Source organism: Paenibacillus sp. HW567 (genome assembly GCF_000374185.1).
Classification (GTDB): domain Bacteria; phylum Bacillota; class Bacilli; order Paenibacillales; family Paenibacillaceae; genus Paenibacillus_AQ.
Window position 1 is genome coordinate 1,246,179 of the sequence record NZ_KB910518.1, and the last position, 15,613, is coordinate 1,261,791.

General features: G+C 49.8%; 11 protein-coding genes. 10 read left to right on the forward strand and 1 reads right to left on the reverse strand.

The genetic code is table 11. The features are described from left to right. The first annotated feature begins 75 nt into the window (after positions 1-75). Entirely contained in the window at positions 76-1,221 is a 1,146-nt protein-coding gene (locus tag B212_RS0105505; RefSeq protein ID WP_019909459.1) for a hypothetical protein, read from the forward strand. Positions 1,222-1,253: 32 nt separating this feature from the next. On the opposite strand, the gene B212_RS33695 is transcribed toward B212_RS0105505, so the two are convergent. After that, positions 1,254-1,430 (reverse strand): AarF/UbiB family protein, encoded by a 177-nt coding sequence (locus tag B212_RS33695; protein WP_084673392.1) that lies wholly within the window; start codon positions 1,428-1,430, stop codon positions 1,254-1,256. 137 nt (positions 1,431-1,567) lie between these two features. Between B212_RS33695 and B212_RS0105510 the strand changes: the two genes are divergently transcribed. From B212_RS0105510 to B212_RS0105550, 9 genes are all read left to right on the forward strand, one after another. Next, positions 1,568-2,533 carry a carbohydrate ABC transporter permease gene (locus B212_RS0105510; protein WP_019909460.1) on the forward strand — a complete coding sequence of 322 codons (966 nt, stop codon included), beginning with the start codon at positions 1,568-1,570 and terminating at the stop codon, positions 2,531-2,533. Continuing rightward, positions 2,530-3,375, forward strand: coding sequence for a carbohydrate ABC transporter permease (locus tag B212_RS0105515; RefSeq protein ID WP_019909461.1), 846 nt, complete (start codon positions 2,530-2,532; stop codon positions 3,373-3,375). Before B212_RS0105510 ends, B212_RS0105515 begins: the two co-directional genes overlap by 4 nt. 104 nt (positions 3,376-3,479) lie before the next feature. Beyond that, entirely contained in the window at positions 3,480-5,216 is a 1,737-nt protein-coding gene (locus tag B212_RS0105520; protein ID WP_019909462.1) for a sensor histidine kinase, read from the forward strand. A gap of 123 nt (positions 5,217-5,339) precedes the next feature. Next, the gene (locus B212_RS0105525) at positions 5,340-6,959 is read left to right on the forward strand and encodes a response regulator transcription factor (protein WP_019909463.1); all 1,620 of its coding nucleotides are present in this window, start codon (positions 5,340-5,342) and stop codon (positions 6,957-6,959) included. 538 nt (positions 6,960-7,497) lie between these two features. Then, a complete protein-coding gene (locus B212_RS0105530; protein WP_019909464.1) occupies positions 7,498-9,474 on the forward strand; it encodes a hypothetical protein in 1,977 nt (658 codons plus the stop codon). 159 nt (positions 9,475-9,633) lie between these two features. Beyond that, complete coding sequence (locus tag B212_RS30835; RefSeq protein WP_019909465.1) at positions 9,634-11,946, forward strand: glycoside hydrolase family 95 protein; 2,313 nt, start codon at positions 9,634-9,636, stop codon at positions 11,944-11,946. 117 nt (positions 11,947-12,063) lie between these two features. Next, positions 12,064-13,533 (forward strand): sucrose phosphorylase, encoded by a 1,470-nt coding sequence (gene gtfA, locus B212_RS0105540; protein WP_019909467.1) that lies wholly within the window; start codon positions 12,064-12,066, stop codon positions 13,531-13,533. Between the two features lie 191 nt (positions 13,534-13,724). After that, on the forward strand, positions 13,725-14,681 hold the full coding sequence (locus tag B212_RS0105545; RefSeq protein ID WP_019909468.1) for a carbohydrate kinase family protein: 957 nt from the start codon (positions 13,725-13,727) through the stop codon (positions 14,679-14,681). A gap of 26 nt (positions 14,682-14,707) precedes the next feature. Further along, positions 14,708-15,523 carry an alpha/beta hydrolase gene (locus B212_RS0105550; RefSeq protein WP_442950097.1) on the forward strand — a complete coding sequence of 272 codons (816 nt, stop codon included), beginning with the start codon at positions 14,708-14,710 and terminating at the stop codon, positions 15,521-15,523. Positions 15,524-15,613 lie beyond the last annotated feature (90 nt).

Consider the following 15,613-nt stretch of genomic DNA (forward strand, 5'->3'; position numbering starts at 1 on the left):
AGGGTAGCGCGCATTTTATGATTAGTAAAAATACCTAATTCTGGATTTTGTGATATGAAAGGTTGATCTCTAATTATGATTGACAATAAGCTCATCCGCTTAGGCAAAGCGAAAAAAATAGTTGTATATCCTTTGCTGCTTGCCCTGATCGTTGCCATGATGGTCAGCAGTCTTGCAGCCTGCAGCAATTCCTCTACAGGTGAAGCAATAATCAAGTCTACGCAGCCGTCCAAGGAAGCACTTGTGGCGACGCAAGCTTCCGGCAGAATTTATCTCTACGGTGAAGCTCACGGCGTAGCCAAAATTCTGGATAAGGAATATGCATTGTGGTCTAAATACTACCATAACGAGGGCATGAGGCATCTGTTCGTCGAGTTGCCCTTTTTTACTGCCGAATATCTGAACCTATGGATGCAGTCAGACAATGACGATATTCTGGAGGAACTATACGATGATTGGGAGGGAACGGCGATTCATAATCCCTACACCAAGGCGTTTTACCAAAAAATAAAAAGAGAGTGTCCTGAGACGATTTTCCACGGTACTGACGTCGGGCATCAATATGATACGACCGGGAGACGGTTCTTAGCTTATCTTGCGGCACACGATTTGACAGGTTCGGAGAGTTATACTTTAACCGCAGAAGCAATTCACCAAGGTAAGTTTTTTTACAGCCACAATGACGACGTATACCGGGAAAACAAGATGGCTGAAAACTTTATCCGTGAATTTGAAAAGTTGGGCAGCGAGAGTGTCATGGGTATCTACGGCTCAGCGCATACCGGGCTTGAAATGGATATTATAAACCAATCTGTTCCTTGTATGGCCAACCAATTACAGACTCACTATGGCAGTAACATTTACTCTGAAGACCTAAGCTGGATTGCTAAAGATATTGAGCCGTCCAGAGTAGATCATATCAGCATACGGGGCAAGGAGTATGCAGCATCGTATTTTGGGAAGCAGGATTTGAACGGGTTTAAGGGCTATGCTTACCGGGAGTTTTGGCGAGTGGAGGACGCCTATGAAGATGTCAAAAACCTGCCGCTGGTAGACAATATTCTCCCTTACAATAACTACCCGATGCTAATCGAAACAGGCCAGGTTTTTTTAATCAGTTATACCAGAACAGACGGTTCAGTGGAAAAAGAATACCATCTGTCTAACGGCCATGGTTCGGATAAAGGTATGCCTTCATCCCAGCAATTCATAGTAAACTGATCAATGGATAATCGAAGATGGATGATTCGGAATTATATGGATTTCGAATCCATTTCAATAATATCCTCGACCCCGGGACGCATAACTTTCACTGCAACTTCTTCACCTGTTCGTAGTGTCGCCCGGTGTACCTGTCCTAAGGAAGCCGCTGCGATAGGAGTTGTACTATAGTCAGCAAAAATGTCGCATATGGATGCGCTGAGAGTTATTAAATGAGGAAGCGGTGAATGCCGCTTCTTTTTTTGTCGTTATATTTTGAAAGAATTCGAGCATTCCTCTCATTTAGCCGGGAGTTAGCGGATTATATACTTAAAGTATAAAAATTGACCACAAGAGGTGACCACAGATGAACCGTTCCACAGCCACCACTATAGCCCCTTCTGCTGCAAAAACGAAAAAAAGCTCCTATTTCCGAAGCAGATGGAACGCTCCGCTTGCAGGCTATTTGTTTATATCACCCTGGCTGCTCGGGTTTCTAGCGCTTACAGCGTATCCATTATTCCTATCCCTTTATTATTCGTTTACCGACTACACCTTGATGCAGCCGATGAAGTGGATCGGGACCCGCAATTACGAGCGGATTTTTACCGCCGATCCGAAATTCATACAATCTGCGAAAGTGACCTTTACGTATGTGCTGGCTTCGGTGCCTTTGAAGCTTGCAGCGGCGCTTTTTGTCGCAATGATTCTCAGCAAGGCGGTCAAAGGAATAAGCGCTTACCGCACGGCGATTTATTTTCCCTCGCTCATTGGAGGCAGTATCGGGGTCTCGCTGCTCTGGCGCAACATCTTCGGTGTGGATGGGATTTTCAACAAGCTGATTGGTGTCTTTGGCTTTGAAGGAAAAGGCTGGATTACCAGTCCCGACACGGCGCTTGGCACGCTGATTCTGCTGACAGTCTGGCAATTCGGTTCTACAATGGTAATTTTTCTGGCGGGGCTGAAGCAAATTCCTAATGATCTGTATGAGGCATCCTCGGTTGACGGGGCCAACAAAGTGACTCAATTCTTCAAAATCACCCTGCCGATGCTTTCGCCAATCCTCTACTTCAACTTAATCATGGCGGTCATTGGGGCCTTCCAGATGTTCACCTCTGCTTTTGTCATTACGAACGGTGGGCCAATGAACTCTACTTATGTGTATGCAATGTATTTGTACGAACGGGCATTCAGCCGCTATGAACTGGGGTATGCTTCGGCGCTCGCCTGGATTATGCTGATCGCAATTGTTGCAGCGACAGTCCTGATCTCTTATACCTCAAAATATTGGGTATTCTATGAAACAGACACTGGAGGGAGAAAACGTAAATGACAACAACAAAATGGAAGCCGATCTCTCGTCATCTGTTCATGATTCTCTTCAGCCTTATTATGGTTTATCCGATTATCTGGTGGGTCGGAGCTTCCCTGAAGCATCCCACCGAGCTTAGTTCACCGTCGATCTTCCCGTCTTCTCCGCAGTGGAGCAACTTTACCAAGGGGTGGACTTCGGTTCCCGGACATACGTTTACGGATTTTTATCTCAATACCTTTGGACTTGAAATCGCTGTAATTATTGCAACGCTTCTATCCTGCACGCTGGTTGCTTTCGGATTCGCCAGACTGGATTTTCCGCTGAAGAATTTCTGGTTCTCCATTCTGATGCTGACGCTGATGATGCCGGGACAGGTGCTGATTATCCCTCAATACGCCCTGTTTCATCAGTTGGGCTGGGTCAATACGTATCTGCCGTTTATTATTCCCCATCTGCTTGCGGGCGGAGCAGGCGGCAGCTTCTTCGTCTTCCTGCTGATTCAGTTTATCCGCGGTGTTCCAAGAGAGCTTGATGAATCGGCCAAAATTGACGGATGCTCCTGGTTCGGTATTTTCTGGAGAGTGGTCATGCCTCTTGCGTTTCCCGCGATCGTTACCGTCACAATTTTCTGCTTCTTGTGGAACTGGGATGATTTCCTCGGGCATCTCCTGTACATCAATACGGTAGACAAGTATACGGTGGGCCTGGCGCTTCGTATGATCAACGATTCTCAATCGGCAGCGGAGTGGGGACAACTGCTGGCCATGTCGCTGGTGTCCATTGTTCCGGCTACTATCGTCTTCATGTTCCTGCAGAAATACTTCGTTGAAGGAATTGCAACAACAGGAATAAAAGGATAAAATGTAAAAAAACATCCGTCTGCTAACGGTAAAGCGTCGAATAACTTTCGTTGCTTTACCGTTTATTGCGTTTGAACCGGAAGTGAAGGAGGCAGGGGTAGCCTTTGACCAATCCTTTCAAAAAATATAGAATCGACCGCCTGTTTTTTCATAGCTTTGCCATAGTGCTTATTACGGTTATCGTAGTTACTGCATGGACAAGCTACAGCAATTCTTCCAAAGCGCTTGTGAAGACCACATCCCATTATCAGCAGTTGCTGCTGGATGAACTGAATAATGAAATCACGACCCGTCTGGTCATGATCGAGCAGATTTCACTGTCCAGCTCCCGCGACAGCGAACTGGTTAATTTTCTTCTCAACAGGCAGGATGAATTCGAGAGGTACCGCAGACGTGCAGGGGTGGAGAGCGCACTCGCGAATTTGACCTATGCTATTCCGATGATACAAGGGATTGACCTCTATATGGATAAACCCATCCTAAGTGAACGGCAGAACTATATTCAGTTCCGTAAGCTAGGGGATCTAAATAAGCAGGAATGGTCGAAATGTCTGGTGAAGAGTGATTTCTGCTGGTCTAAAGAGTACAACTTCTCCAGCGCTCAAGGTGAAATTCCTGTGCTTAGCTTTTCCAGAAAAATAGTCAATGAGAATGACTATCTTGGTGTTCTTGTCGTCCACATCAAGGCTAACGAAATCCGGAAGCTGTTAACCGGCAATTCCGACGGATCGAACCGGATCATGGCGGATACCGAAGGGCAGCAGATTATGAAGATTGGCGATACGCTGGATCAGAACGACTGGTCCCAGTGGATTGATCTTAAGAGCAACAAATCGGGGTACGTCCGTATCCCGGCAACAACCGGCTCCCGCGATACCTTGCTTGTCTATTCCAGGATGGATAACTCAATCTGGACGCTGATCGAATTCACGTCGTGGAATCAGATTACGGCCAGCAGCCTGAAGCTCGCGGAATGGATCGGTCTGATTGGTATCGCTGCAGTGCTGCTGGTCTTGCTCCTGACCGATTTTTTGAGTAAGCAGTTTACCAAGCCGATCAAAAAACTTGTAACCGCTATGCGCGTGTACTCCGTAGGCGGCGGCAATGTAGAGCTTCCGGTGGATTATGAGAATGAATTCGGTTATTTGTTCTCGGGCTACCGCAAGCAGAAGGAACGGATTGAGGAGCTGTATCTCTCGCTGGAGCGGCGTTATGAGCAGCAGCGGAAAGCAGAAATTGAGGCGCTTCAGGCGAATATCAATCCCCATTTTCTCTATAATATGCTGGATCAGCTAAACTGGATGGCGATTGAGGCCGGACAGGATGAGCTTAGCCGTATTCTGGAGCTGATGGGACGGATGTTTCGGATCGGCTTGTCTAACGGCAACAGCTTTATCACGATTGCCGATGAGCTGCTGCACATAGAGTGCTACCTTGAAATCCAGCAGTTGCGCTGGGGGGACGGACTTGAGTACCGGATTGAGGCGGCAGACGACTTAAAGGCGTTATATATTCCGAAGCTTACGCTACAGCCGTTCGTGGAGAATTCCGTGGTTCATGGATTCAACAAGCAACGCAGCGGCTACGTATCTATTTTACTGGAGCAAACAGGCGATACGCTGCACATTACCATTGACGATAACGGAGCCGGTCTGAAGCAGCTTGAAGACAGCCCGCATAAACGTCATACAGGTGGCTACGGTATACGCAATGTAAGAGAGCGAATCGCCGGGTATTTCGGGGATTGCTACGGAATTACGCTGAGCGAACGGGAAGAGGGCGGAACACGGGTGGAAATTATGCTGCCTTTGCTGGCGGAACCTCCTGCCAAAAAGGAATGATGCCCGGGTGAAAGCTCCAAATTGTAGTCAAGCTACGAAAACGGCAGTTTAGTAAGCGTTCCCATTGCCGTAAGGCAGTAACCGCCGCGCTTCGTGCTTACAGAGTTTTAGGAGGTAGGTCTAATGTGGAAAATTGCAATCATTGATGATGAGCGTCAAGTCCTGAAGGGGATGAAGCGGGTAATTCCCTGGGATGAGCTGGGAGCTGAATGGGTTGGGGAGGCTTTGAACGGAGAGGATGGACTGGAGATGATTCGTGCTGCCCAGCCGGACATCGTGATCACTGATCTGTATATGCCTGTGATGAGCGGCCTGGATATGATGGAGCGGCTCAGGAAGGAGGGCTTTCAAGGCAAAATCATCATTCTGAGCGGTTATTCGGACTTTGAACATGCAAGACAGGCACTCCGGTTTCAGGTGAGCGACTATGTCTCCAAGCCGATCAGTGTGCCCACGCTAAAGTCAATCTTAAGCAAAGTTATCGGGGAGCTGGAGGAGGAAGAGGAGAAGCGAATCAGGCAGGAGGAAAGTGAGCTGAAAATGAAGCTGTATGAGCCTTTTGTTGAAAAAGAGTGGGTTCGCTCTGCAGCCGTCGGTACGTTAGACCATGCCTACAAAGACAGTACCCATCTTCCTCCGGCGTATCATTACTGGCTGGAACGTAAGCATGTTACGGTTGGCATTGAACTGGTCCGAGATGAACGGGCCTGTTGCTTCTCCTTATCCGATTGGAATCTGTTCCGGTTTGCGGTCAGCAATATCGCTTGTGAAGTTGCGTGTAAGCTATTTACGGGTGTGGAATACACGGAGCTTCACAGCACCAGGGCGTTATTGATCATTCACCCGGGTGCCGTGAAGCCGGATGAATTGGATAAGAAGCTGGAGGAGTTAGGGATTGGGCTGATTGACAGTATTGGCAGCTATCTTAAGCTGGTGGCGCGTATTGGAATTGGCGGGGTTAAGGATACATGGACGAAGATTTCTGACTCCACGGAGGAGGCCTTCCGGGCAATGGATCAGAGAGCATTACGGATTGCTCCGGCTTTTGAGGTGTACAGATATCAGGAGAATAGCAGCAGCGATCAGGTAGGAGCCACTCTTTTCCCGGTCAAATTCTCATATAAGCTGGCCACTGCAATGAAGGCGTCGCAGGAATCCGAGGCCCATCAGCTTGTTATTGACTATATAACGGAAATGAAGCAGCATGACGGAGTTTCACAGGGGTCCGTACAAATGCTAGGGAGCGAGCTATGGGGAATTATAACCTATTCGTTATATGAATCCGGGCTTGTACTGGATAACCTGTTCACGCATGACCAAATTGCCAAGGAGATTGGCAGCCTGAGCGGGCCGGACCAACTGGAAAGCTGGCTGCTGGACAAGATTACAAGAATCTGCAGCAGCAGGCAGTGGAAGGGAAGCAGCAAGCACAGACAGATTGTTGATTTCATGACCGGCTATATTCATGAGCATTATGCTGAAGAACTCACGCTTGCAGAGCTTTCCGATAAGGTGTACATTTCGCGGAACCATCTTTCAATTATTTTCAAAAATTTCACCGGAGAGACCTTCAATAACTACCTGACCCGGGTGCGGATTGAGAAGGCGCGGGAATTACTTATGGAGCGGAATATGCTGGTGTATGAGGTGGCGGAGCAGGTCGGCTACAAGAACATCCCCTATTTCAGTACGCTGTTCAAAAAAATAATCGGCATGAACCCCACAGAAATTATCAAAAACTAGTGTCACTTTCTGATCTGTTCGCGCAATAAATATAGCGAAATGTGCAAGGATTATTCTCTGGAACTACTCTAAAATGTCATTATCCTAGTCCTGCATCAGAGCTAATCTGTGGGTGAGGTCATCCCCTCAGGGGTTGGTGAAGAGAAGCCGCAGCAGCGAAATCAGCTCCTTATGGACCTGAGAGCCGTTATTTTCAAGAAAACGCCACTTGTTGCGGCTTAACGGACCGAGGCGCGCTTAGGGGCACCCAAAGGAACGTTTAGGCGCGGAATATTTCATCATAAGGCCCGTGGTGTCCGTAACTTACCCAAGCCGTGACTTTCATCCGAAATAAGCGCACCTCAGTCCGTAACGCCGGGCCAAACGCCAATTCAAGAACGAACCCCGTCTGGGAAGGGGTGTACCTGAGGGAGGATCGCTCCACGCCTTCCGTCCTTCGGGCATCCCGCACCCCAACTCCACGATTGTAAATCTGACGCTCTACTAGTATGCAGGATGAGGATTGAAGGCGTTCTATAGCAGACTGGAGGATATGATCATGGAGCTGATTGTAACGGCAAGAAGCAAACATCAAGAGGATACGGAATATGCAATCTTGGACAGACATGGACTAAGCGCGTCAGTAGAGATCACAGGCGGGGACGGCAGTGCCAGGCAGCCCTTTCAGGCAAGGGTAAGGGTACGGAATTTAAGCAGCACCATGTGGTCGGGAGTCATTCATGTGGAGCTGCCGTTTGCCAAGGTCAATCCGCGTTTTTTCCTGCCGGCATTTATGTATGGCCGAAACCGCGGGGAGGCTCCGCAGAATGTTCCCAATGAGTTCCCCAGACTGAGAGAAGGAAGTCCTGAACGCCCTTCTTCTCCTTGGTGGATGGTGCGAAGCGACCGGTTGTCGCATCCGGCGGCACTTGTATATGACAACGGCAAAATAGTTGGCCTTAGTGCCAGTCCATATTTCATCAGCAGGGATGGGATCAAATCCCAGTGGGTGCCGGACCTTCCGGGTGAATTCTATCAATATGGCGGCTATTCCTGCTCGCTTGCCAAAGGAACGGTCGGATATACGCTTGGATATGAGAACGCTCCCCTGCTGTTTATCAAATCGCGTCTGGTCAAGGAACGGGCGCCTCTAGGCGGGAATTGTTTTGAACTGGCAGCCGCGGAGTCTGTGGAGTTCACTGTGGATGTATATGAATATGCTGCTGAATCCGAGCTGGGCATCAATGCGGCGGTTGAAGAAATCTATTGCCGCTACCATCAGCATCCAAGACAGGGCAGCGATATTCCAACGGCTGCAAGCGATTTGTCCAAGGCGATCTATCACTATGCATGGCTCCCCGGGGAACGGAGTTATTCCACCTTTGTCTATGAGGATAAGGAAACGGGCGGCTACCGGTACAATAAGATTATTTCAATTAGCTGGACCGGTGGATTACCTGTGGCAACTCCGGTGCTGATGGCTGCCCTGCGGCTTGGTGACGAGCCTATGCGCGAGCAAGCGCTTTCCTGCATCCAGAATATTATCGAGACCTCCCTGAACCCTGCATCGGGGCTGCCGTATGAGGCGTATCAGGACGGGGGCTGGAGCACTAAAGGCTGGTGGTTTGACGGGATGCGCACCCCTGGACATTCTGCTTATCTGTGCGCGCAGGCGTTATTTTATATAATGAAGGCCTATGCATTTGAAAAGCGGTTCAAAAACTGCCTGCATGAGGATTGGATGGGATTTGTGAGACAGGTTCTTCCCATATTGGAGAAGAGCAAAAACTCGGATGATGAATATCCGGCTATCCTGTCCGAGCAGACGGGGGCCGGGCTTGAATATGATTCCTTCGGCGGAGCTTGGTGCATGGCCGCTACGGCATACTACAGCTTCCTCACGGGTGACAAAGCCCATCTGGACAGCGTTAAACGCAGCGAGAAGCATTATTATGAGTGTTACGTGAAGCACATGGAATGTTACGGGGCTCCGCTTGATGCGGATAAGGCAGTGGATTCGGAAGGGATTCTGGCATACATTAAGGCTGTCAGATTCCTGCATGCCCTCACTGGCGATGAGCTGTATCTCGATCATATGAGGGATGCGCTCGACTATGAGTTCACCTTCAAATTCGCTTATAATTCACCGGTTAAGGTGCCGCCGCTCAGTACTATCGGCTGGTCAAGCTGCGGGGGAAGCGTCACATCTGTCGCCAATCCGCATATCCATCCGATGTCCGGTAACCTTGTGGACGAGCTGTATTACTTCGTGCAGCAGCGTGAGGATGATTACGTCCGGCAGCGGCTGCTGGATACAGTCGGCTGGGGCTGTCAGACCTATAACCGCTTTGATAAGGAATTTGGCTATGGCAAAAAGGGCTGGATGTCCGAGAGATTTTGCCACTCTGAAGGGTTAGTCACGGAGGTGTACAGCGATGGCTCCCCGGCCAGCACATGGTTCTGCCTGATGCCCTGGGCCGGCGGCAGTATATTGGAAGGTCTGGTTGGTGACTACTGGGAGGCGAACGTTAAATAATCGGTTTGCACGTGAAGTCATTTTAACTCGGTAAAAAGTAAGAAATATACAAATGGAGGTTAGAAATATATATTCATCTGTAACCCGTTCTGTTGCTAGGATAAGAGAGGAGAAAGGCGCTTCGAAGGAGCGCTATATGAGATTTAAGGGAGCGGTATTATGAACAAAAATCAAATTTGGTATGACAAGCCTGCGGAACATTGGGAAGAAGCCTTGCCGCTTGGCAACGGAACACTTGGGGGCATGGTGTTCGGGAACCCGGCTATTGAACGGATTCAACTGAACGAAGACAGTCTTTGGTACGGCGGACCGATGGACAGAAACAACCCCGACACTAAGGAGCATTTGAGCGAGATTAGGAGCCTCTTGTTATCGGGACAGATTCAGGAAGCGGAGGAACTGGCAGCGAGAGTCCTGATTGGGGTGCCGGATGGGCAGCGCCATTATGAGGCCTTGGGCGATCTGTACTTGGATAGCTGCGATTCAGAGGAGAGTATGGACGATTACCGGAGGGAATTGGACCTTGAGCAAGGAGTTGCCCGTGTAAAATATACCGCCCGCCATGTTGAATACCGCCGCGAATACTTCTCAAGTTACCCGGATCAGGTGTTTGCGGTTCGCCTGACCGCAAGTGTGCCGGGTAATCTGTCCTTCAAGTTATTGTTTGGCAGAGGTTCGGTCCTGGGGCCTTCGCGGTGGTCGGGTAGCCTGAAGCGCCCTGTCGGATTTCACGCTTATCTGGACCGGATAGGTGTAAATAAGCAAGGAGACATGATTATTCGCGGCAGAAGCGGCGGAGAGGAGGGCATCCGTTTTGCCTGCGCCATCCGGGTGCTGGCAGAAGGCGGCCGCCTTTCCTATAGCGGGGGGCAGCTTGTGCTGGATCAAGCGGACGCAGCGACGATCCTGGTCTCGGCATGCACGGATTTTCGGGTTCCGAAGGAACAAATGGAAGCTGAATGCGTGCGGAGGATTGAGCTTGCGGCGTCCAAAGCTTACGAACAATTGCTTGCGGATCACATCGTGGATTACCGGAAGCTGTTCAGCCGGATGAAGTTAACGTTGCAGGGCAGTGAAGATCATTCGTCGGTGTCTGAGCTGCCTATGGACCGCCGGTTGGACCGAATCCGCAGTGGAAAGGATGACCCGGAGCTTGTCAGTTTGTATTTCCAGTTTGGCCGGTATCTGCTGATCTCAAGCAGCCGTCCGGGCGCGCTGCCGGCTAATCTTCAGGGCATCTGGAACAAGGACATGCTCCCGATATGGGACAGCAAATATACGATCAACATCAATACACAGATGAATTACTGGCCTGCGGAAAGCTGTAATCTGTCCGAATGTCATGAACCGTTATTTGATTTTATCGGGAGGCTGCGGGAGCGGGGCCGGGAAACTGCCAAGGTGATGTACGGCTGCCGGGGATTTATGGCCCATCATAATTCCGATATTTGGGCAGATACCGCCCCGCAGGATGTCTGTGTTACTTCTACCTTTTGGACGATGGGGGCGGCTTGGCTGTGCCTGCATTTATGGGACCACTACGAATACGGAAGAGATGTCCAGTTTCTTGAGGATATCTACGGGACTATGAAGGAGGCGGCTCTGTTCCTGCTTGATTTTCTGGTGGAAGATCCAAGCGGAGCGCTTGTCACTTGTCCTTCCTCGTCTCCTGAGAACTATTACGTCCTGCCAAGCGGGGAGTCGGGAGCATTATGCTACGGCGCTTCTATGGATAGCCAGATCACGCGTGAGCTTTTTGCCCGCTGTATAGAGAGTACAGAAATCCTGCAAGCCGACCTTGAATTCGGGGAGACCCTGCGCAGCGCGCTGGAGCGGATTCCACAGCCCGCCATCGGGAAGTACGGTCAAATCCAGGAGTGGAGCATCGACTATGAGGAAGTGGAGCCGGGCCACCGGCATATCTCGCATTTGTTCGCGCTGCATCCCGGGTCGCAAATCACGCTGCAATCCACGCCTGATTGGGCCGGTGCCGCCAGAACGACGCTGGAGCGGAGATTGAAGAACGGAGGGGGACATACGGGCTGGAGCCGGGCCTGGATTCTTAACATGTGGGCGAGATTGGAAGCGGCTGAGCAAGCGTATGACAATGTGATGGAACTGCTGCGCTCTTCGACTTTACCGAACCTGTTCTGCAACCATCCTCCATTTCAGATAGACGGTAATTTCGGCGGGACCGCCGGCATCGCAGAGATGCTGGTGCAAAGTCATGCAGGGGTGATCCGTCTGCTCCCCGCATTGCCGGCTTCATGGCCGTCCGGGTACATTCGCGGTGTTCGGGCACGTGGCGGATACGAGGTGGACATGGAGTGGAGCAGCGGCCAATTGCAGAATGTGAGCATTCGTGCCTTGGAGCCGGGCAGTATTGTTCTTTCCTACGGGGAGCAAAGGGTAGAGCTGCATTTTCCAGAACCGGGATTCTGCATACACTTGAATTCAGGCGAATTTTTGTAAAAAAAGGACTGATTTTTGGAAGCCATCGTGCCTCATGCCCGGCTAAAATAATATTGTCTAGGAGAAGTAACACCGAAACTTGAGGACATCCAGGCATATTGCAGGAGGTTATAGACGATGGCTATCCAAAATAAAGTCCAATTGATCACGTATCCCGATTCCATGGGCGGAAATCTGAAGGTGTTGAATGAACTGCTTCAGAAGCATTTCACGGATATTTTTCCTGGCGGCATTCATATCCTTCCCCCATTCCCTTCTTCCGGGGACCGGGGATTTGCTCCGCTCACTTATCTTGAGATTGAGCCAAGCTTCGGCACCTGGGAGGATATCCGGGCCATTGGGGATACGTTTGATGTGCTGGTGGATTTGATGGTGAATCACATCTCCCGCCAATCGCCGTATTTTCAAGACTTCCTTGAGAAGGGAAGGTCTTCCGAATTTGCCGATTTATTTATGTCACTGGACAAGATCTGGGACGATGGGAGCCCTGTTCAAGCTGACATTGAGAAAATGTTCTTGCGCAGACCCTTGCCCTATTCGACCTTTCAACTTAACGGCAGTGGTGAGGAGGAGAAGGTCTGGACGACCTTTGGAAAGACAGATCCTTCAGAGCAGATTGATCTGGATGTCCATTCACCGCTGACCCGGCGGCTTTTGCGGTTGTTTTTTGAAAATTTCAAGAAACAGAACATCAAAATGGTCAGGCTCGATGCTGTCGGGTATGTCATCAAGAAGCTGGGAACCAGTTGTTTTTTTGTGGAGCCGGAAATATATGAATTTCTCGATTGGATCAAGGAAATGGCAGACGCGCTGGACATTGAGCTATTACCCGAAGTGCATGCGCATTATAGCACTCAATACAAATTGTCGGAGCACGGGTGCTGGATATACGATTTCATTCTGCCTTACCGGGTGCTGGAGGCGCTTACCGGCAGGTCCAATACGGAGCTGTACTCCTATCTGAAGACCCGGCCGCACAAGCAGTTCACGATGCTCGATTGCCATGACGGGATTCCGGTTAAGCCGGACCTTGACGATCTGATCGACACGAATGAAGCCCGGGAGCTGGTCGGTCTTTGTGTGGAGCGGGGCGCTAATCTGAGCCTCATTTTGTCAGATGAGCACAAGGCTGCTGACGGATTTGATGTTCATCAGATCCGCTGCACGTATTATAGCGCACTGAATGAAGACGACGATGCGTATCTCGCCGCAAGAGCGATTCAGCTATTCACACCGGGTATCCCGCAAGTGTATTATGTGGGCCTGCTCGCTGGCAGAAATGACAAGGAACAGGTAACGGCAACGGGAGAAGGGCGCGAAATCAACCGCCATAACTACACCGTAGAGGAAATTGAGCAAGCGCTCGAACAAGAAGCCGTGAAACGGCTGATGAAGCTGATTCGCTTCCGTAATACGTACAGCGCCTTCGATGGAGCGTTTCATGTACTGGATGCGGCAACCGATGAGATCCGGTTGTTATGGGAGCAAGGCGAGAAGTACTGCAAGCTGGTTATCAGCCTGAAGACGTACCAGACCGTTATTGAATATGTGAACGAGGACGGAATTCCTGTTACTTATCCGGTTTAATCTCTCATAACCTATCCCATTCTGTGGGCGGATGTCCCTGATGTTGAAGCAAGCTTCATCATTAGAGAGACAATCCGCCCGTATTTTTGTAAAAAAAGAACTGATTATTGGAAGAAATCATTCGTGGAGTCCGGCTACACTTATAGGTGTCCGCTAGATGTGGCGCTTATATATAGCAAGGGGGCAACGAAATGATGGATTTTCACGGCAGACTGACCTTTGAGGATAAATCAAATGACCTTTTGGCAGTCGGAGAACTGCTCGTTGACATGATCTCCAATGAGTATGATGATACGTTTCAATCTGCCGGATATACGAAGTTTCTGGGGGGGTCTCCCTCCAATATCGCAATCAATGTGAAGAAGCTGGGGATCAGATCTTGTATGGTTTCCGCCGTGGGTGAAGACGGCTTCGGCGAGTTTCTTGTGGACAGGCTGCGCAGAGAAGGAATGGAGCTGCAAGGCATCCAGAAAAGCCGTGATTCCACCAGCTTAGTGGTCGTATCCAAGAGCAAAGCGACGCCGACTCCGATTTTTTATCGCAGCGCAGACTATCAGTTGGCCTACACATCAACGCTTGAGAAGGCTTTGAAGAATTCCAAGCTTGTGCATTTTTCCTGCTGGCCCGTATCCCGAATTCCCGCCAGGCATACTATCGAACGGGTAATTGAGGAGGCGAGAACTCAGGGCACGCTGATTGGCTTCGACCCTAACTATCATCCGGGCATTTGGGAGAAGGGAGAAGATGGTGTACAGTATGTGAAATCCTTGTTCTCCAAGGTGGACATCATCAAGCCATCGGAAGACGATGCCGAGAGGCTGTTCGGCAAGGATACCCCATCTAATCAGTTGGAGAAGTTTCTGGAGCTTGGAGCCAAGCTGGTCATTCTGACGTTAGGCAAGGATGGAGCCATTGTGTCAAATGGAAGAGAGACGAGAAGCTTTGAGACGCTCGCTACGGACATTGTGGATACTACAGGGGCCGGAGATGCATTCTGGTCCGGATTTTATGCGGCAGCCGTTAAAGGATATACCGTGCAGGATGCTCTGAATCTCGGCTTTGCTGTAAGTGCTTTCAAATTGAGGTATACTGGAGCTGTAGTGGATTTGCCTAAGCTTGAAGTCATCCAGGACTATTACAATTTATAAGACATGAATCCAAATTCAATTAAGGAGTGATTATTTTGGCTACACTGCAAATTAGCTTTCGTTCGGAATGCCTGAAACGGGAAGTCACCTTCAGCGCTTTATTGCCAGGCGACCAGCCTGAAGAATTCCAAACATCGGCCCGGGCCGGACAACCGCTGAGAGCAATATATCTGCTGCATGGTTATTCCGGAAGCCACAACGATTGGATGAACTTCACACGGATCAGGGAGCTGTCGGATAGATATCACATCGCTGTCTTTATGCCTGCCGGAGAGAATCAGTTCTATCTGGATGATGAGAACAGGGAAGAGTATTTCGGGGAATATATCGGAAAGGAGCTGGTGGACTTCACACGCCGTCTGTTCCCGCTGTCTACGGAGCGGGAGGACACTTTCATTGGAGGGTTATCCATGGGAGGATACGGTGCGATTAGGAACGGCCTGAAGTATGGGCAGCAATTCGGCCGCATCATTGCCTTGTCGTCGGCACTTATTCCTTATAAAGTTGCCAATATTCCACCGGATTACAAAGATGGCATCGCCAGCTATAAATACTATACAAGTGTCTTTGGCGATCTGAGCCAGTTGCTGGGCAGTGACAAAGATCCGGAGAGGCTTGCTCTTGACTTGAAAGAGAACGGACTTAAGCCGCCGAAGATTTATATGGCCTGTGGAACAGAGGATTTCCTGCTGGATGTGAACCGCCGCTTCCATGCCTTCCTGGAACAGGAACAGATCGGGCATGCCTATGTTGAAAGCGGGGGAGCGCATACCTGGGATTTCTGGGATAAGTACATTGAAGCGGCATTGCAGTGGGTTGAGGAAGACAGTGCCTCAATATAGATTAATTTGAAATCTAATACACGTACGCCCCTGGGCTCCGGTCGATCATGGATCAGCTCAGGGGCTTGCTGACTTCCGGGGAGGAAAAGT